The organism is Thermus altitudinis, assembly GCF_022760835.1.
GTDB classification, from domain to species: domain Bacteria; phylum Deinococcota; class Deinococci; order Deinococcales; family Thermaceae; genus Thermus; species Thermus altitudinis.
This window is the reverse complement of record NZ_JAKTNQ010000004.1, coordinates 57,641-75,629: the sequence shown is the minus strand read 5'-3', so window position 1 is coordinate 75,629 and position 17,989 is coordinate 57,641. Positions and strand designations below refer to the sequence as shown.

General features: G+C 62.8%; 16 protein-coding genes, 2 tRNA genes and 1 pseudogene. 10 read left to right on the top strand and 9 right to left on the bottom strand.

The window, feature by feature from the left end; translation table 11 throughout:
- The gene (locus tag L0D16_RS02780; protein WP_243029867.1) at nt 1-495 is read left to right on the top strand and encodes a hypothetical protein; all 495 of its coding nucleotides are present in this window, start codon (nt 1-3) and stop codon (nt 493-495) included.
- A gap of 25 nt (nt 496-520) precedes the next feature.
- A complete protein-coding gene (locus tag L0D16_RS02775; RefSeq protein ID WP_243029866.1) occupies nt 521-1,159 on the top strand; it encodes a TetR/AcrR family transcriptional regulator in 639 nt (212 codons plus the stop codon).
- On the opposite strand, the gene uvrA is transcribed toward L0D16_RS02775, so the two are convergent.
- The gene (gene uvrA / locus L0D16_RS02770) at nt 1,156-4,014 is read right to left on the bottom strand and encodes an excinuclease ABC subunit UvrA (RefSeq protein WP_243029864.1); all 2,859 of its coding nucleotides are present in this window, start codon (nt 4,012-4,014) and stop codon (nt 1,156-1,158) included. The two genes, L0D16_RS02775 and uvrA, sit on opposite strands and share 4 nt — an antisense overlap.
- Before the next feature lie 75 nt (nt 4,015-4,089).
- Between uvrA and L0D16_RS02765 the strand changes: the two genes are divergently transcribed.
- Entirely contained in the window at nt 4,090-5,121 is a 1,032-nt protein-coding gene (locus tag L0D16_RS02765; RefSeq protein WP_243029862.1) for an SIS domain-containing protein, read from the top strand.
- Here L0D16_RS02765 and L0D16_RS02760 read toward each other — a convergent pair.
- The 4 genes and pseudogenes from L0D16_RS02760 to L0D16_RS02745 all read right to left on the bottom strand — a co-directional run bounded on the left by L0D16_RS02760 (nt 5,118) and on the right by L0D16_RS02745 (nt 6,951).
- On the bottom strand, nt 5,118-5,447 hold the full coding sequence (locus L0D16_RS02760; protein ID WP_243027725.1) for a tRNA-binding protein: 330 nt from the start codon (nt 5,445-5,447) through the stop codon (nt 5,118-5,120). The two genes, L0D16_RS02765 and L0D16_RS02760, sit on opposite strands and share 4 nt — an antisense overlap.
- Nucleotides 5,448-5,528: 81 nt before the next feature.
- Nucleotides 5,529-5,660: transfer RNA gene (locus L0D16_RS02755), tRNA-OTHER, on the bottom strand.
- A gap of 77 nt (nt 5,661-5,737) precedes the next feature.
- Nucleotides 5,738-6,517: pseudogene (locus L0D16_RS02750) on the bottom strand (RNA-guided endonuclease InsQ/TnpB family protein); the annotation flags it as partial.
- Between the two features lie 357 nt (nt 6,518-6,874).
- A tRNA-Ile gene (locus L0D16_RS02745) sits at nt 6,875-6,951 on the bottom strand.
- An 86-nt stretch (nt 6,952-7,037) separates the two neighbouring features.
- Between L0D16_RS02745 and L0D16_RS02740 the strand changes: the two genes are divergently transcribed.
- Complete coding sequence (locus L0D16_RS02740) at nt 7,038-7,229, top strand: YgaP family membrane protein (RefSeq protein WP_243029860.1); 192 nt, start codon at nt 7,038-7,040, stop codon at nt 7,227-7,229.
- Between the two features lie 26 nt (nt 7,230-7,255).
- Nucleotides 7,256-7,789, top strand: a complete 534-nt coding sequence (locus L0D16_RS02735; protein WP_243029858.1) for a ribonuclease FAU-1 family protein — start codon at nt 7,256-7,258, stop codon at nt 7,787-7,789.
- On the opposite strand, the gene L0D16_RS02730 is transcribed toward L0D16_RS02735, so the two are convergent.
- The 4 genes from L0D16_RS02730 to L0D16_RS02715 all read right to left on the bottom strand — a co-directional run bounded on the left by L0D16_RS02730 (nt 7,786) and on the right by L0D16_RS02715 (nt 11,597).
- On the bottom strand, nt 7,786-8,805 hold the full coding sequence (locus tag L0D16_RS02730) for a hypothetical protein (protein WP_243029856.1): 1,020 nt from the start codon (nt 8,803-8,805) through the stop codon (nt 7,786-7,788). The two genes, L0D16_RS02735 and L0D16_RS02730, sit on opposite strands and share 4 nt — an antisense overlap.
- A 3-nt stretch (nt 8,806-8,808) precedes the next feature.
- Nucleotides 8,809-9,357, bottom strand: coding sequence for a LabA-like NYN domain-containing protein (locus L0D16_RS02725; protein WP_243029855.1), 549 nt, complete (start codon nt 9,355-9,357; stop codon nt 8,809-8,811).
- 66 nt (nt 9,358-9,423) lie between these two features.
- Nucleotides 9,424-10,431: an NAD(P)/FAD-dependent oxidoreductase gene (locus tag L0D16_RS02720; RefSeq protein ID WP_243029853.1), complete on the bottom strand. Its 1,008-nt coding sequence runs from the start codon at nt 10,429-10,431 to the stop codon at nt 9,424-9,426.
- A gap of 134 nt (nt 10,432-10,565) precedes the next feature.
- Nucleotides 10,566-11,597: a zinc-binding dehydrogenase gene (locus tag L0D16_RS02715; RefSeq protein ID WP_243029914.1), complete on the bottom strand. Its 1,032-nt coding sequence runs from the start codon at nt 11,595-11,597 to the stop codon at nt 10,566-10,568.
- A 125-nt stretch (nt 11,598-11,722) separates the two neighbouring features.
- On the opposite strand from L0D16_RS02715, the gene L0D16_RS02710 reads away from it, so the two are divergent.
- The 5 genes from L0D16_RS02710 to L0D16_RS02690 all read left to right on the top strand — a co-directional run bounded on the left by L0D16_RS02710 (nt 11,723) and on the right by L0D16_RS02690 (nt 17,949).
- Nucleotides 11,723-13,474, top strand: coding sequence for an ABC transporter substrate-binding protein (locus L0D16_RS02710; protein WP_243029851.1), 1,752 nt, complete (start codon nt 11,723-11,725; stop codon nt 13,472-13,474).
- 55 nt (nt 13,475-13,529) lie between these two features.
- The gene (locus L0D16_RS02705) at nt 13,530-14,513 is read left to right on the top strand and encodes an ABC transporter permease (protein WP_243029849.1); all 984 of its coding nucleotides are present in this window, start codon (nt 13,530-13,532) and stop codon (nt 14,511-14,513) included.
- Nucleotides 14,514-14,521: 8 nt separating this feature from the next.
- On the top strand, nt 14,522-15,877 hold the full coding sequence (locus tag L0D16_RS02700) for an ABC transporter permease (RefSeq protein ID WP_243029847.1): 1,356 nt from the start codon (nt 14,522-14,524) through the stop codon (nt 15,875-15,877).
- Between the two features lie 72 nt (nt 15,878-15,949).
- A complete protein-coding gene (locus L0D16_RS02695; protein ID WP_243029913.1) occupies nt 15,950-16,969 on the top strand; it encodes an ABC transporter ATP-binding protein in 1,020 nt (339 codons plus the stop codon).
- On the top strand, nt 16,966-17,949 hold the full coding sequence (locus L0D16_RS02690) for an ABC transporter ATP-binding protein (protein WP_243029845.1): 984 nt from the start codon (nt 16,966-16,968) through the stop codon (nt 17,947-17,949). Before L0D16_RS02695 ends, L0D16_RS02690 begins: the two co-directional genes overlap by 4 nt.
- Nucleotides 17,950-17,989 lie beyond the last annotated feature (40 nt).

Below are 17,989 nucleotides of genomic sequence, written 5' to 3'. Positions count from 1 at the left end.
GTGCTGGCCATCCTCCTCCTCCCCGAGTTTTCCGAGCTGGAGGCGGCCTTAGCCCTGGAGGCGGCCCGGCGCTTGGAATACCCCGCCTACACCGTGGCCAAGGGGCGGAAGGGAACCCCAGCCCTGGCGGGATCCGTCTGGACCCCCACCTACGCCTTTCCCGCAGCCCCTCCTCCTAGGGCCCTCTTCATCCCCGGGGCTAGGAGGCCCGGCCGCATGGCCCAAGACCCCACCTACCTGGCCTTTTTGGAGGAGATCTGGGAGGGTTTGGAGGCGGTGTTTTTAGGCTTTAACGCCCACCTTTTCCTGGCCGAGGTGGGGAGGCTTCCTACCCGGGTGGTGGCCCCGGGGGAGGTGGCCCGGTCCCTGGTTAGGCAGGGGTACCAGGTGGGGGAGGGCTCCTTCCACCGGGAGGCGAAGGTGTATTCCACCCTAGGAGGCCTGACCCTCCTCCAGGCCTTAGCGGACTGGGCCCAAAAGGTGATTGAACTTTAAGTTTGGGCAGGAGTACACTGCTTTCATGACCGTAAGGGAGTATCAGAAAAAGCGCCGTCGGGAGCGCATCTTCCAGGCGGCCATGGCCCTTTTTCGCCAGCAGGGTTTCCAAGAGACTACCGCCACGGATATCGCCAAGGCCGCCCACGTGTCCCGGGGTACCTTCTTCAACTACTACCCCTACAAGGAGGCGGTGCTCCTGGAGTACGGAAGCCTCCTGTTGGCGGACCTTCGGGAGCAGGTTAGGCGTGGGCTGGCCCAAGGGGAAGACCCTCTAGCCCTTCTGCGCTTCCTTTTCCAGAGGCTTGCGGGTTTTACCCAAGCGGAGAAGGACCTTCTTCTGCCTCTTCTTTACGAGCTATTAAACCCTGACCCCATCCGGGCCAAGGCGGCCTTTATGGCCCTGCCTTTGGGCGATCTGATCGCGGAGGTGTTGAAGCCCCTAAAGGAGAAGGGGGTGGTGCGCCAGGACCTTTCCTTGGAGCGCATGGGCCGTACCTTGGCTGACCTTTACTTCCTAGCCGCCTTGCGCTGGGCGGCCTATACCCCTAATCGGGATTTCGCGGAAGAGCTGGACAAATCCCTGTCCTTGGCCCTGGAGGGGATCCTGGCCCGCAGCCAACCTGCCCCGGTTTCCAGGAAATCCGCCAAGGCCAAGGCCTAGTCCGCCGCCACCTTTAGCCTTTCGGCGATCTCGGGGATCCGGGCCAGGAAGAGCCCCGTGGGGCTTCCCGAAAGGGCTACCTCCTCCGGGGTGCCCTCGGCCACGATCTCCCCTCCCCGGTCCCCTCCCTCGGGGCCCAGGTCAATGACCCAGTCCGCGGTCTTCACCACGTCCAAGTTATGCTCAATGACCACCACGGTGTTGCCGGCGTCCACCAGGCGGTGGAGCACGTCCAGGAGCTTGGCCACGTCGTCAAAGTGAAGGCCGGTGGTGGGCTCGTCCAGGATGTAGAGGGTGCGGCCCGTGGCCTTGCGGCCCAGCTCCGTGGCCAGCTTGATCCGTTGGGCCTCCCCGCCGGAAAGGGTGGGGGAGGGCTGGCCCAGGCGCATGTACCCCAGGCCCACGTCCACCATGAGCTGGAGCTTGCGGGCGATGGTGGGGACGTGCTGGAAAAAGTCCAGGGCTTCCTCGGCGGTCATGTCCAGGACGTCAGCGATGCTCTTGCCCCGGAGCTTCACCTCCAGGGTCTCCTTGTTGTAGCGCTTGCCCTTACACACCTCGCAGGGCACGTAGAGGTCGGGCAAAAAGAGCATCTCGATCTTCACCGTGCCGTCGCCCCCGCAGGCCTCGCACCGCCCCCCTTTCACGTTGAAGGAGAAGCGGCCTGGGCCGTAGCCCCGTTTCCTGGCCTCGGGGGTTTTGGCGAAGAGGTCGCGGATCTCGTCAAAGATTCCGGTGTAGGTGGCGGGGTTGGAGCGGGGGGTGCGGCCGATGGGGGACTGGTCTATTTCAATGACCTTGTCCAGGTGCTCGAGGCCCTCCAGGGCCTCAAAGGCCCCCGGGGTGGTCTTGGCCCGCATGAGCCTTTGCGCCAAGGCGGCGTAGAGGACATCGTGGATCAGGGTGCTCTTGCCCGAGCCCGAAGGCCCCGTTACCGCCACGAAGCGGCCCAAGGGGATGCGTAGGGTGACCCCTTTCAGGTTGTGCTCCCGGGCTCCCCTTAGCACCAGCCACTTGCCGTTGCCCTTCCGGCGCTCCTTGGGCACGGGGATTTTCTTCTCTCCCCTTAGGTAGGCCCCGGTGAGGCTTTGGGGGCTTCGGAGAATCTCCTCCAAGGGGCCTTGGGCCACCACCTCCCCCCCGTGGATGCCGGCCCCCGGCCCCATGTCCACGATCCAGTCCGCGGCCCGCATGGTCTCCTCGTCGTGCTCCACCACGATCAGGGTGTTGCCGAGGCCCTGTAAGCGCTTCAAGGTGGCGATGAGGCGCTGGTTGTCCTTGGGGTGCAGGCCGATGCTGGGCTCGTCCAGGACATAGAGCACCCCGGTGAGGCCGCTACCCACCTGGGTGGCCAGGCGGATCCGCTGGGCCTCCCCTCCGGAGAGGGTGTTGGCGGCGCGGTCCAGGGTGAGGTAGTCCAGCCCTACCCCCACCAAAAACCCCAGCCTTTCCACGATCTCCCGCAGGATGGGGCGGGCGATCTGGGCCTGGAAGGGGGGGAGATGGGCCTCGAGGTCCCGGAAAAACTCCAGGGCCTCGCGAACCGGCAGGGCCGAAACCTCGGCGATGTTTTTGCCCGCCACCTTCACGGAGAGCACCTCCTTCTTGTAGCGGGTGCCGCCGCAGACCGGGCAGGGCTTTTGCGACATAAACCCTTCCAGCACCTCCTTGACCCCTTCGGATTCCGCCTCCTGGTAGCGCTTCTGCAACCAGGGGATCACCCCCTCGTAGTGGACCTCCACCCGGAAGGTTTCCTTCCCTCCCCGGCGGAAGACCACCTCAAAGGGCTCGGGGAGGCCGTAGAGCACCGCCTGTTTGGCCTCCTCCGGCAGGTCCTTGAAGGGGGTTTTGAGGTCAAAGCCCAGGTGTTCCGCCAGGGCCCGAAGCCGGTCCCAGAGGTAACTTCGCCCCGTGTCCCTACCCCGGGCCCAAGGCAGGATGGCCCCCTCGGCCAGGGAGAGCTCGGGGTTGACGATGAGCTCGGGGTCAAACTCCTGCTTGTAGCCCAGGCCCGAGCAGGCGGGGCAGGCCCCGTAGGGGGCGTTGAAGGAAAAGATGCGGGGCTCCAGCTCCTCCAGGACGCTCCCATGCTCGGGGCAGGCGAACTTTTCCGAGTAAAGCTCCTCTTGGCCACTATCCGGGTACAGGACCCGCAAAAGCCCCTCGCCCCTAAGAAGGGCCAGCTCCACCGCCTCGGCGATGCGGGGGCGTTCCTCCTCCTTAAGGGCCACCCGGTCCACCACCAGGTCTATATCGTGCTTCTCGTACTTTTCCAGATTGAGGTTCTGGGCCTCCTCCAGGAGGTAGATGACCCCGTCCACCCGCACCCGGGCGTAGCCTTCCTTCAGGAGTTGCTGGAAAAGCTTGCGGTATTCCCCCTTTCTTCCCCGCACCACGGGCGCCATGAGGATGGCCCGGGTGCCCGGGGGTTTTTGCAGGAGGCGGTCGGTGATCTCGCTGGCGGACTGCTTCTCAATGGGGCGGCCGCATTCCGGGCAGTAGGCGGTGCCGATGCGGGCATAGAGGAGGCGGAGGTAGTCGTGGATCTCCGTCACCGTGCCCACGGTGGAGCGGGGGTTGTGGCTGGTGGTCTTTTGATCAATGGAGATGGCCGGGGAAAGGCCCTCTATGCTTTCCACCTCGGGCTTGTCCATGACCCCCAAGAACTGGCGGGCGTAGCTGGAGAGGCTTTCCACATAGCGCCGTTGCCCTTCCGCGTAGATGGTGTCAAAGGCCAGGGTGCTCTTGCCCGAGCCGGAAACCCCAGTGATGACGATGAACTTGCCCCGCGGGAGCTCCAGGCTGATGTTCTTGAGGTTGTGCTCCCGTGCCCCCCGGATGACGATGCGGTCCATCCGTGGAAGTATACCACTACCCTCTGGCAAGGACCAGGTGGCCGGGGGGTGCTTCCCGTGGCCTATAGTGGACTCATGGCCTCTTGGATGCGCGCCGAGGCGGAGGAGGCTCCTAAGGTCATAGAGCGTCTCCTTCGGGAGAACGAGGGTGAGGTGCAGGGCCTGGCCCGCTTCCTGAGGAAGCGCCCACCGAGCCTTACCCTTACCGTGGCCCGGGGCAGTTCCGACCACGCGGCCCTTTTGGCCAAGTACCTCCTCGAGGCCCGCCTGGAATGGCCGGTCCTCTCCTTGGCCCCTTCGGTCCTCACCCTCTACCGGGCCCGGCCCCGGGTGCCCTTTCCTTCGCTCCTTCTGGCCTACAGCCAAAGCGGGGAGAGCCCGGATCTCCTAGAGGCCGTGGCCGCCTACCGGGCGCAGGGTGTCCTCACGGTGGCCCTGGTGAACCGGGAGGAGAGCCCCCTGGCCCGAATGGCGGAGGTGGTCCTTCCCCTCCATGCCGGGGAGGAGAGGGCGGTGGCCGCCACCAAGAGCTTTCTCGCCATGCTGGCCGCCACCCTTCACCTCCTGGCCCACCTGGTGGAGGAATCCCGCCTGCGCCAGGTCCTTCCCACCTTACCCGAGGCCTTGCACCGGGCCTTGGAAACCTCGGGGGAGCTGGATTACCTGGAGGATGGAGAAAACCTTTTCGTCCTGGGGCGGGGGTTCACCTATCCCGTGGCCCTCGAGGCGGCCTTGAAGCTCAAGGAGGTGGCGGGGCTTCATGCGGAGGGGCTTTCGGCGGCGGAGTTTCTGCATGGGCCCCAGGCGCTATTGGAGCCCGGCTTTCCTGTGCTGGCCCTGGTGCAAAAGGATGAGGCCTCGGATACCCTTCTTGCCATCCTGGAGGGGCTAAGGGCTAAAGGAGCTCATCTTCTCGTCCTCTCCCCTGAACCCGACGCCCTAGCCTTGGCGGATTCCCCCCTGGCGCTTCCTGTGGGCTCTGAGCCCGAAACCACCCCTCTTCTCCTAGCCCAGGCCTTCTACCCCAAGGCGGAGGCCTTGGCCCGGGCCCGGGGCCTGGACCCGGACCGGCCCCGGCACCTCACCAAGGTGACCCGGACCCGTTAGAAGACCTTCTCCCCTAGGGGCACCTCCCGCTCCACGGTGAGGAGGACCACCCGGCCCTCCCCGTCCTTGGCCCCCAGGACCAGGACCTCCGAGGGAAACCCGGCGATGAGGCGGGTACCTAGGTTCACCGCGCACACCACCAAGCGGCCCAAGAGGTCTTCCGGGCGGTAGAGTTCCGTGATCTGGGCGGAACTTTGCTTGATGCCCAAAGGACCCAGGTCTATCCAAAGCTTATAGCTGGGCTTGCGGGCTTTCTCGTGGGGCTCGGCCTTAAGAATACGGCCCACGCGCAAATCCAGGGCTTGGAAGGCTTCCAGGGCGTCCATGCTTTGATTCTGCCAGAAGGGTTGCCGTACCAAAAGCTTCCCCGCCCCCGCAGGGGGGCGGGGGTTTTGCCGTCCTGGAGCTGGTGGGCCGTGTGGGACTCGAACCCACAGCCAACCGGTTGTAAACCACCCCACACCTAAAGGCGGAGGCTTTCCAAGGGGAGATGATGGAAAGAAGACACCCTCAGAATCCGGGCCGGTTTACAACGGCCCATGCCCATCGAGCCAGCTCTCCGGGCAATGTTATGGGCAGCCACCCAATCCGCATTATGCTGAAACCCGCACGCCGTGCAGCGGAAAAGGGCCTGGCTACGCCGATTTTCCTTGGCAACGTGGCCACACCGGGGACACTCCTGGGAGGTGTGGTGGGGGTCCACCGCCACCACCTTGATTCCCTTGAGAGCCGCTTTATACTCAACAAAGAAGCGAAAACGGGCGTAGGGCCAGAGATTATGGAGGTATCTTTCCCTCTTCCCCCTCTTGGTAGTATGGTCCTTGAGCCCGGTCAGATCTTCAATGGCCAGGGTATCCCCAGGTTCCAGGCTGTCCACGATCCGCTTAGCCAGGGTGTGTAGGGTGTGGTTTACGAAACGGGCCTCCCTTCCCCTAAGCCGTTCCCAAAGGTGTTTAAGGCCTTTGGTGCGTTCAGAAGGCCGGTCCAGTTTGGACCGGACTTCGGCCCGTTTTCTCAGGTAGTGCAGACGCTTACCCCTAAGGGGTCCGCCGGAGAACTGCAACCCAGTGGAGAGGGTGGCCAAGGCTTTTTGCCCCAGGTCCACTCCCACCACTTTTCCTCCACCGCCAAGAGGCTCTGGAGTCTCCACCCGCAGGTGGAGGTGGATGTACCACTTACCCTTTGCTCCCTTAGTGAGTACCCCACCTTGGATGCTTTTGGCCCGGTTCAACAACTCCCGTTGGTAGTTGCCCAGCTTCATGAGGATAAGCATGCGGCCACGTACCGTAGTTAGGGAAATGGTTTCATCTTTCAGGCGCAGGGAAAGAGTGCGTTGGTCAAAGGTGCAGGAGGTGGGCCTGTAAAACTTGGCCCGGCTTCCCTTCCTGCGTCCCACCCTAGCAATAACCTGTACTGCCAGGTTAGCGCTGAGCCCCAAGGCACGGAGGTCCCTATAGACAAGATGGTGCAGCCTAAACCGGCGGAACTCCCCTCTCTCCTTGGCCACCCGCAGGGCATGGTTGCAACCCTCGGCGAACAGCTCTACGGTAGCTTCTAAGGCCCTCACCTGTTCGGGGGTGGGCCTTAGGGTACAACGGAGAGTAAGGGTCTGCACAGCTACATTCTAGAAGGAGGTTCTATAAAAGGGAATCGTCTCCGGTCTCCTCTCCTACATGTATTTAGGTTTGATACTTGTGTTTCGTTCGTAAGACGCTTTCCACCGCCTTAGTTCCACGGCAGTTTTAAGGGATTTTGGTGGGCCGTGCAGGACTCGAACCTGCAACCGTCCGGTTATGAGCCGGCCGCTCTGACCGATTGAGCTAACGGCCCCCGCCAGAAGGCTATATTAGCATAGCAGGTGGGGTAGGGCTAGATATCCGGGGCCCGGAGGTGTAGGGTGGAAGCGGAGGTGAACCATGACGGTGAACGAGAGCACCACCGATAGGGTGATCCGGTTTATCCTGGCCCTTGTCCTCTTCTACTTCGCCTTCCAGTCGGCATCCCCATGGAACTGGATTCTGGGCATTGTGGCGGTGGTCCTCCTCTTCACGGCGGTTACCGGCTTCTGCGCCCTTTACAAGGTCCTGGGCATTAGCACCAAGAAGTAAACCACCGGGCCCTTGGGGTTTGGGGAATGGGGGCCTTGCCCTGGCCGGTTGCTCCCGGGGCCCTCGTGCGGGTGGAGTTTTACAAGTTCCCGGGAAATAGCCTGCACTACTTCTGGGAGGCCCGGGTGGTGGAGGTGCGCCCCGAAGGGGTCCTCACCCTTTTGCCCCAAGGGGAAACCTTCCACCATGTGGCCAAGGGTAGGAGGGTGGTGCTGGACCACGACGCCTACGTGGCCTTTTTCCCAGGGGCCTGGTACTCCGGGGGGCCGGACGTGCGGGAGGGGCGGGTTTTGGAGTACTACTGGAATGTGCAAACCCCAGCGGAGTGGACGGGACGGGGCTTTTCCCAGTATGACCTCGAGCTGGATGTGAAGTGCCGGGCCGACCACACCTGTGAGGTCTTTGACCGGGAGGAGTTCCAGGCAAAGCGCTCCCTCTATCCCAGGGTTTGGGTGGAAGAGGCGGAAAAGGCGGTGTTGGCCATCTTTCGCCACATGGAAGAAGGCCGCTGGCCGGTTTTGCCTCCGGGGGAACCCCTTCCGTGGTTGGAGCGGATCTAGGGGGTAAGGCTGGGTAGGGGGCTGGGCCTGGGGTCCTGATTCCCGGGCCCCCAGGCTCTAATGGGGAGGAGGGCGCGGCCCTCTAAGTGCCAACGCCCTTCCAGGACCACTTGGTAGAGGAGGCCTTTGAAGAAACCGTGGAAGCTATCCTCCCAGGTTTCCAGGTTCTGGGCCCTAAGAGGGTAGTTGTGCCAGGCGGGGCCCAGGTAGTAGAGCCAGGGATCCTCCAGGGGGCGGGTGTCCTCTTTGGGAAGGCCTAGGAGGGCGTTGAAGTACCCCCGGAGGCGGCTTGCGGTGAAGAGGAGGTTTAGGTAGGGGTCCTCGAGGGCCTTCCTGGCCTCGGCCTCCGTCTTGGGGAAGGGCCTAGCGGGGTCCCAGGCCCCAAAAAGCCGCAGGCGGTCCCCCTGCTTTAGGGCATCCTCCCAGCTCATCTGGGCCAGGCCCAGGGTACGGCTTAGAGGAGCGTGGCCTTGGACTTCGGCCAGGCCTTGGGCTAGCCCATCGGCTGCTTCCCGCACCCCGCGGGAAAGCCCCAAGGCCTTGTCCCCCCCGTACTGCTCGTTGTCCACGATGGCCGCCAGCACCCCGGAGGGGAGCCCTAGGGCAAAGGCGGCGGCGCGGATCTCCCGGGCATAGGGAAGGACGTGGTGGGGAGCGGTGGGCAGCCCCTCCAGGCTCACCCTATGGCCTCGTCGGGCCTGGCCGATGGCCTCCACCCAGCGCTTGGCTGCCAGAAGGGCGCTTTGGCCATCGGAAAAGGCGGCGCGCTTACCGGTGCGTTGGTTCTTAAGCTCGAGGCGCATTAGCCGGTCATAGGCCCGGGCCGCCTCTTTTCCCAGAAGCTGATGCAGGCTGGCCTTCAACGCCAGGTGAAGGCCAGCCAAGGCCTCCCTTTGCCGTGGGGGGTAGGGGAGGAGGTCCCGCAGGCTAGGGGAGGGAGGTGCGGAAGGGGGAATGGGGAGCAACAGGAAAAGCAGGCCCGCTAACGCCAGCACAAGCCAGGGGCCCGGGGGCATGGGCTAGGGCTGGGGGTCGTTCACGGGAGCGGGCGGGACTTCCACCGTGGCCTCCACCGGATAGCCGGCGTAGGTGCGGCGGCCCCCCAGGGTTCTCTCCAAGACCTCCCGCCACTCCGGGAGGTTGAGGAAGCGGTCTGCCTGGTTGCGGAGCTCGAGGTCGGCCAGCTCGTGGACGCCCAGAAGATGGATCTCCTTTCCCAAGGCCCTAAGGGCGGCAAAGGTATGGGCCAGGTCTCCCGAGCCGCTGGCCACGATGGCCCGGTCCCAGCGGGGAGCAGTAGTGAGGAGATCCGTGGCCATCATGGCTTCAAACCGGGCGTCCCCCCGCACCAGGCGGCTTCGCACCGTGTAGCCCATGAAGACCAGGGCGTCTATAAAGCGCTGCTGGCGCTCGTCCTCAGGGTCGGTGATGGGGACGTAATAGAAAGCGTTGTAAAGCTGCTCGGGGGTGGCGAACTGGGTGAGGACCCGGCGGTGGTCCACGTTCCAACCCAGCCGTTTAGTGGCCAGGTACATGTAGGAGCCATCAATGAAAAGGGCAACCCGCATATGCCCCATCTTAAAACAACCCAGGGCCCTGGGGTAGCCACGGCCCTGGGTGGGTTTACCCGCTTATCAAGCGGGGGTTTTCTCCTCCGCTTTCTCCGAGGAGTGGCCGGGGTTCACCTTAAGGGCGGGGTTGGCGTAGGCGGCGGCGTGGTTGGCGGCGATGGCGGCTTCCCCGAAGCCCAGCACAATGAGGGGGAGTTTCCCCGGATAGGTGACGATGTCCCCGCAGGCGTAGACTCCAGGGATGCTGGTGGCCATGGTGGTGTCCACCTTGATCTTGTTCTTTTCCAGCTCCAACCCCCAGTTGGCCAAGGGCCCTAGCTTGGTGAGGTAGCCCGCCAGGATCAAAACCGCATCCACCTCCAGCTCCTTTTCCTCTTGGGTGGCGCTATGGAAGATCACCGCCTTTTCCACGTGCTCCTTCCCCTCAATCCGCCGCACCTCGTAGGGGGTAAGCACCCTAAGCTGGCCTTCTTCGTGGGCTTTCAAGAGCTCCCTCACGCTGGCCTCGTGGGCCCGGAACTGGGGCCTCCGGTGGATCAGGGTGATCTCCCGGGCGGTGCCCAGAAGGTTCAAGGCCCAGTCCACGGCGCTATCCCCACCCCCCACGATCAGGACCCGCTTGTTCTGGAACTCCGCCTTGTTCCTCACCGCATAATAGACGCCCTTGCCTTCCAGCTCCTTCTCCCCTGGAGCTCCCAGACGCCTGGGTTCAAAGGCTCCTACGCCGGCAGCGATGATGACGGCTTTGGCGCTGTAGGTGTTGCCGAGGGAGGTGGTCACCTTGAAGAGATCCCCGTCCTTTTCTAAGGTTTCCGCCCGCTCCCCTAGGCTGTAGATGGGGTTAAAAGGAGCCACCTGCTCCACCAGGCCCTGGACTAGGTCTTTGGCGTACACCTTGGGGAAGCCAGCTACGTCGTAGATGTACTTTTCTGGATAGAGGGCGGAGAGCTGTCCTCCGGGTTCGGGCAAGGGATCCACAAAGCGGAAGGAAAGCCCCCGCATCCCCACGTAAAAACCTGCAAAAAGCCCAGCGGGTCCTGCGCCAATGATGATCACATCGGTGTGCTCCATGGCCTCACCTCGCCCTGCATTCTACCCTTAGGGAAACCCCTTTGGGGGCGGCTTCCGGCAAGGGACAAAGGTCTTAGGTCCATCCCATAACCTTCTCCCTATGGTCCTAAGGCAGGACCTTGGTTCCGCCTTGGCTAACCCATCTGGAGCACCACTTTGCCAAAGATGCGCCGTTCCTCAAGAAGCCGGTGCCCCTCCGCCGCTTCCTCTAAGGGAAGCACCTGTCCCAGCACGGGCCGGAGCTGGCCTTGCTCCACAAAGCGCAAGATAGGGAAGAGGCGGCTTTTGGAGCCCATAGTGGAGCCCAGGATGGAAAGCTGCCGGAAGAAGACGTGGGCGAAGGGAAGGGTGCCCTCATAGCCCGAGGAAGCGCCGGCGATGGCGATCCTGCCCCCATTGGCCGTGGCCCGGATCACCCCTTCAAAGTAAAGGGCCCCGGTGTGGTCCACCACCTTGTCGGCGCCTTTGCCGCCGGTTAGACGGCGCACCTCTTTGGGCCAGTCGGGATGGGTGTAGTTTACGGTTTCGTCGGCTCCCAGCTCCTTGGCCTTCCCCAGCTTTTTCTCCGAACCGGCGGTGGCGATAACCCGGGCCCCGAAGAGCTTGGCGATCTGGATGGCGGCCACGCTGACCCCGCTACCTGCGGCCATGACCAAAACATCCTCCCCGGGCCGCACCTGGAGTTTGTCCACCACCATCTGCCAAGCGGTAAGGAAGGTGAGGGGGATGGCAGCGGCCTCTTCAAAGGAAAGGTTTTGCGGTTTTTTAAGAAGGTTGACCTCCGGTACCACCAGGTACTCGGCGTAGGCTCCAAAGCGGTGCTCCCCCAGGATCTCGTATTTGGCGCAAAGGTTATCCTCCCCGGCCAGGCACCTTTCGCAGTGGCCACAGGAGAGGCCAGGATTGACCACCACCTCGTCCCCGGGGGCAAAGCCGGTTACCCCGGGGCCCACGGCATCCACCACCCCCGAGGCATCGGCTCCTAGGATGTGGGGTAGGGGAAGCTTGGGGCTGGCTACCCCCTTTCTTACCCAGATATCCAGGTGGTTGAGGGCTGCGGCCTTTACCCGGATCCGCACCTCTTTGGGGCCGGGCTCGGGGGTAGGCATCTCGGCTACTTTTAGAACCTCTGGGCCGCCTCGAGCTTCCATGACCACCGCCTTCATCATGGCCTCCTTATGAAGGGGATTCTTTCATGAAGGGCAGCCGGGGTCAAGGTACGGCGACCCTTGACAGGGTCCAGAAGAAGCGGGTACCCTGTCCAGCGTAAGGCTAAGAGGAGGTAAACGCTATGAGAAAAATTGTGGCGGTTTTGGTGAGCGTCGCGGCTCTGGTCGGCATGGCCAGCGCCCAGACTTTTGTTTGGCCCCAGAAGTGGACGGTGGCCAAGCCCTCTGAGGTGAAACGGGGGGGCACCATTCGGGAAGCGGTGATCTCGGACTACCGCACCTTCAACCCCTTCATCACGGCGGAGGCGGGCAATGTTCCTAGCCTTCTCGCCGGGCCCATTGGCCTGGTGCGGCGCGACCCCACCACGGGGGACTGGATCCCCTACATGGCCGAGTCCTGGAGCATCAGCCCGAACAAGTTGGAGATAACCTTCAAGATTCGCCGGGGGATGAAGTGGTCCGACGGCAAGCCCATCACCGCCGACGACTGGATCATGACCTGGCGCATCCACACCGATAAGGCCGTGGGGTCCAACAGCTATGACTCCTTCTTCCTGGACGGAAAGCCCATCACCCTGCGCAAGATAGACGACTACACCATCCGCTTCATCTACCCCAAGACGGATGCCGAGGCCTTTAGCGTGGCCGGCTTTGTTCCTTGGCCCGCCCACATCTTTGGGCCCGTCTACCAAAAGGAGGGGGCCGAGGGCATCAAGAAGATGTGGACCCTTAACGAAAAGCCGGAGAACATCGTTTCCGGTGGGCCCTGGCTCATTGAAAGCTACCGGCCCGGGGAGCGCCTGGTTCTGAAGCGCAACCCCGCCTTCGGCGAGTGGAACAAGGACGAGGCGGGGAATCCCCTGCCTTACCTGGACCGCCGGGAGATTCGCATCGTTAAGGACACCAATGCCCAACTGGCGGAGTTCTTGGCGGGCAACATCGATGTGATGGCCCCTGCCACGGTGGACCACATCTCCCAGATCCGCCAGGCCATCCAGCAGGGCCGTTTGGACGCCACCATCAAGGTGAACGCTTCCCCGGTGGCCAGCAGCCAGTTTATGGTCTTCAACTGGAATAAGGCCTCGGATCCCTTCAAGCAAAGCCTCTTCCGCTCGGACAAGTTCCGCCGGGCCATGAGCCACATCGTCAACCGCCAGGCGGTGATTGATATCGTCTACGGCGGCCTGGGCACCCCCATGTACAGCAGCGTTTACCCAGTGCTCACCCAGTGGGTGAACCCCAAGGTGCCCAAATACGAGTACAACCTGCAGGAGGCGGCCAAGCTCCTGGCGGAGTTGGGCTTCACCAAGAAGGACAAGGAAGGCTTCCTGGTGGACTCCAAGGGGAGGAGGCTCGAGTTCAACCTTTCCACCAACGCCGGCAACGCCCAGCGGGAGCAGATTGCCAAGCTCATCGTGGACGAGGCCAAGAAGGTGGGGGTGAAGGTGAACTTCACCGCCATTGACTTCAACACCCTGGTGGGGCAGTTGCTCTCCTCCGGTCCCGACCGGCCCTTTGACGCCATCATCATCGGCCTTACCGGTGGGGGGCTGGACTGGCCCTTTGGCGCCAACGTGGTGCCCTGCAAGGGCAACCTGCACATGTGGAACAAGTCGGGCCAGTGCCTGGACCCCAGGGAGACGCAGCTGGATGCCCTCTACTCCCGTGGCCGTAGCGAACTGGACTTCAAGAAGCGGGTGGAGATCGGTTACCGCATGCAGGAGATTGAGGCCCAGCTTCTTCCCGTCATCTACATCGCCGGCCCCAACTACCATCCCGCCTGGAACAACCGCCTGGGTGGGGAGCACCCCGATGCCATCATCAGCAGCATCTGGGGCCAGCGGCAGCTGGAGCTGACCTTCATCAAGAAATGAGCTAGTTGTACGGTATCCCCGGGGTCCGCTGACCCCGGGGATACTTTGGGAAGCCATGACCGCATACATCCTTCGCCGAATCCTCTACCTGGTGCCCACCTTTTTTGGGGCCACCTTTTTGGCCTTTCTCATCATCCAGTTGGCCCCTGGGGATTACCTGACCCAGTTGGAGCTGGACCCCAAGGTGACCCCCGAGACCATTGCCCGCCTCAGGTCCCAGTTTGGCCTGGACCGGCCCATCCATGAGCAGTATCTCCTGTGGATGCATAACCTTTTGCACCTCAACCTGGGCTATTCCTTCGCCTACCAGGCCCCGGTGCTGGACATCGTCTGGCCTCGGGTGGTCAACTCCATGGTTATCGTGGTGCCATCCACCCTTTTCCTATTCCTGGTGGCCATTCCCGTAGGGATCTACGGGGCCTTGCGCCAATACTCCCTGGGGGACCGGGTGATCTCCTTTCTGGCCTACATTGGCTTGGCCATCCCCAACTTTTTCCTGGCCCTGATCTTCATGTACCTGATCCTGCAGGTCTACTTCCGCACGGGGGTGATGGTTTTCCCGGTGTCGGGCATGACCAGTAGCGGCTTTGAGCAGTTTGACCCTTGGAAAAAGATCCTGGATATCGCCTGGCATGCGGTGATTCCCATCATCGTGGTAACCACCAGTGACATCGCGGGTTTTTCCCGGGTCATGCGGGGGCAGATGCTGGAGGTGCTCTCCCAGGATTACATCCGCACCGCCCGGGCCAAGGGCTTGGCGGAGCGGGTCGTGGTCTACAAGCATGCCCTTAGGAACGCCGTCATTCCCTTTGTGGCCAACATAGGGGGCATTTTGCCTGGGCTGATTTCGGGGGCGGGGCTGGTGGAGGTGGTCATGGCCTGGCCTGGGATCACCCCGCTCCTTCTGGACTCATTGCAGCAACAAGACCTTTACATGGTGGCCGGCTTCCTCACCATAGGTCTAGTCCTCCTGATGGTGGGCAATCTGCTTTCCGACCTCCTTTTGACCTGGGTGGACCCCAGGATTCGTTACGAGTAGAGGGCTCTATGCGGGCATCTGCTGCCAAAACCCCCCAATCGCAAAGCCTCACCCAGGTGGCCTTGCGCCAGTTCCGCAAGCACCCGCTGGCGGTGTGGGGTCTCAGGATCCTTCTGGTGCTCTACACCTTTGCCCTTTTTGCCGGCTTCTTTACCCCTTACGATCCCAACTATTACGAGCTTTACCCCCCTAAGGGGCACCACCCGCCCACCCGCATCCATTTTGTGGATCCAGAGACGGGAAAGCTAAGCCGGCCCTTTGTTTACGCTACGAAGCGGAGCATTGACCCCGTTTCCTTGCAGCCGCGCTACGAGGAGGATCCTTCCCAGGGCAAGTTCTACCTGCGGTTTTTCGTGCGCACCCCCGACCAACCCTACACCATCCTCAGGGTGTTTCGTTCCGATTTGCGCCTTTTCGGGGTGGATCCCCCAGGCCGCATCTTCTTGATGGGCACGGATAACTTTGGCCGTGACCTCTATAGCCGCCTGGTCTATGGGGGGCAGGTTTCCCTTACCATTGGCATCCTTTCCGCCCTGGTCTCCTTCGTTTTGGGCCTGGTGCTGGGAGGGATTGCCGGGTATTTTTCCGGTCGCCCCTTCGCCCTTTCCCTGCCTCTTCGGGCGTGGCGGGGACGTGGTTGGCTTCTTGGGCCTCTCTCTTGGGCCATCTGGGGTGGGTTGGCCCTTGGAGCCTTGTACCTGGCTTGGACCTACTACTCCCTCACCGGCCTGGGAGTGCTTCAGTTGCTGGCGGCCGGGGTGGCTTTGTGGTTCGCCTTTTTTCTCCTCAAGACGTTGCCCTTCCGGCCTCTCCTCTTGGACCCGGATAACCTGATCATGCGCCTGGTGGAGATCATCGCCGCTATTCCCACCCTTTTCCTTCTCATCTCCTTGCGGGCGGTTTTCCCCACCAACATTGACCCGCTTTTCACCTTCTACCTGGTGGTGGGCCTACTGGGGTTCATCGGCTGGGGCGGGCTGGCCCGGGTGGTGCGGGGGATTGTGCTTTCGGTGCGGGAGATGGACTACGTGCAGGCGGCAAGGGCCTTGGGGGCTTCCGATGCTCGGATCATTGCCCGCCACGTATTGCCGGCCACCGCCAGTTACATCATCGTGAGCCTCTCCTTGACCATCCCGGGTTTTATCCTGGGGGAAAGCGGGCTTTCCTTCTTGGGGCTAGGGGTCACGGAGCCCTACACCAGCTGGGGGCTTCTTCTGCAAGCGGCCCAACAGGGGGGTTTTGCCAGTTTTGTGGACCGCCCCTGGGTGCTTTGGCCGGGGTTTTTCATCTTTGTTTCCATCATGGCCTGGAACTTCGTGGGGGATGGTTTGCGGGATGCCTTTGACCCTAGGCGGAGGCGGTAGCCCCTTCTCTTTTAACCGGGTATGGCGTATAACGGGTGAGGTGTCTTGAGGGCGGTGCCCGAAGGAGTGCGCATGGACGAAAAACGGCTACTGGAGGTGAGAGACCTTAAAGTCCACTTCTTCACCGATGATGGGGTGGTGAAGGCGGTGGACGGGGTTTCCTTCCATGTGGACAAAGGGGAAACCCTGGCGGTGGTGGGGGAATCGGGTTCGGGGAAGAGCGTGACCGCTCTTTCCATTATGCGGCTCATCCCCACGCCCCCGGGAAGGATCGTGGGTGGGGAGATCCTCTTCCGCGGCAAGGACGGGGAGGTGCGGGACCTGGCCAGGCTTTCTGAGGCGGAGATGCGCAGGATTAGGGGCAACGACATCGCCATGATCTTCCAGGAGCCCATGACCTCCTTAAACCCCGTGTACACGGTGGGGGACCAGATTGCCGAGGCCATCATGCTCCACCAGGGGAAAAGCCGCAAGGAGGCCATGGAGCTTGCCGCCCACATGCTGGACCTGGTGGGGATTCCTGAGCCCAAGAAGCGCCTTGCCAACTACCCCCACCAGATGTCGGGCGGGATGCGGCAGCGGGTGATGATCGCCATGGCCCTTTCCTGTAATCCCTCCCTTCTCATTGCGGATGAGCCCACCACTGCTTTGGACGTGACCATCCAGGCCCAGATCCTCGAGCTGATGAAAAAGCTCCAGGAGGAGATCGGGATGAGCATCCTCTTCATCACCCACAACCTGGGAGTGGTGGCGGAGATGGCGGACCGGGTGGTGGTGATGTACGCAGGGCGGGCGGTGGAGGAGGCGGATGTGGTGCCCCTTTTCAAAGACCCCTTGCACCCCTACACCCGGGGGCTTTTGCACTCCGTGCCCCGCTTGGACCTGGCGGCGGAGCATAAGGAGCGCCTCGAGGCCATCCCCGGCAACGTACCCAACCCCTTGTACCTCCCCTCGGGATGCGCCTTCCACCCCCGGTGCAAGCACTACGTGGAGGGCCTTTGCGACCGGGAGGTTCCTCCCTTGGAGGGCACGGGTGACGGCCGCCAGGTGCGGTGCGTGCGCTGGCGGGAGATCCGGGAGGTGCGGGCATGAGGGAGAACCATGTCCTCCTGGAGATCCAGGACCTCAAGAAGCACTTCCCCATCCGCGGTGGGATCCTCTCCCGGGTGGTGGGAAGCGTGAAGGCGGTGGACGGGGTTTCCTTCGCCATCAAGAAGGGAGAGGTCCTGGGCCTGGTGGGGGAGTCGGGTAGCGGCAAGACCACGGTGGGCCGCACCCTGCTCCGCCTCATTGAGCCCACGGGGGGGCGGATCCTCTTTGAGGGACGGGACATCACCGACCTGCCCAAGGACAAGCTCCGCCCCTACCGCCGGCGGATGCAGATCATCTTCCAGGACCCCTTTAGCTCCCTAAACCCCCGCATGACCGTGGGGGATATCATCGCCGAGCCCCTCATCATCCACGGCCTGGGCAAGACGCCCCAGGAGCGCACGGAGAGGGTGGCGGAGCTCTTAAAGCTGGTGGGGCTTTCCCCGGACCACATGCGCCGCTACCCCCATGAGTTTTCCGGTGGGCAACGGCAAAGGATCGGCATCGCCCGGGCCCTGGCGGTGGCCCCGGAGTTCATCGTGGCCGATGAGCCGGTTTCCGCCCTGGACGTGTCCATCCAGGCCCAGGTGGTGAACCTCCTCCAGGACCTCAAGGAGGAGCTGGGCCTCACCCTGCTTTTCATCGCCCACGACCTGGCGGTGGTGGAGTACATCTCCGACCGGGTGGCGGTGATGTACCTGGGTAAGGTGATGGAGATCGCCTCCTCCCGGGAACTTTACCGGAACCCCAAGCACCCCTACACCGAGGCCTTGCTCTCGGCGGTGCCCATCCCCGACCCCACGGTGAAGCGGGAAAGAATCGTTTTGCAAGGCGATATTCCCTCGCCCATCAACCCGCCCTCGGGCTGTGTCTTCCGCACCCGGTGCCGCTACGCCCTTCCCGAGTGCGCCCAGGTGGTGCCCGAGCTCAAAGAGGTGAGTCCGGGCCACTACAAGGCCTGCATCCGGGACGATATCCTGTAGGTTTTGGGGCCAAGGCCCCGGCGGATCCCGCCGGGGTATA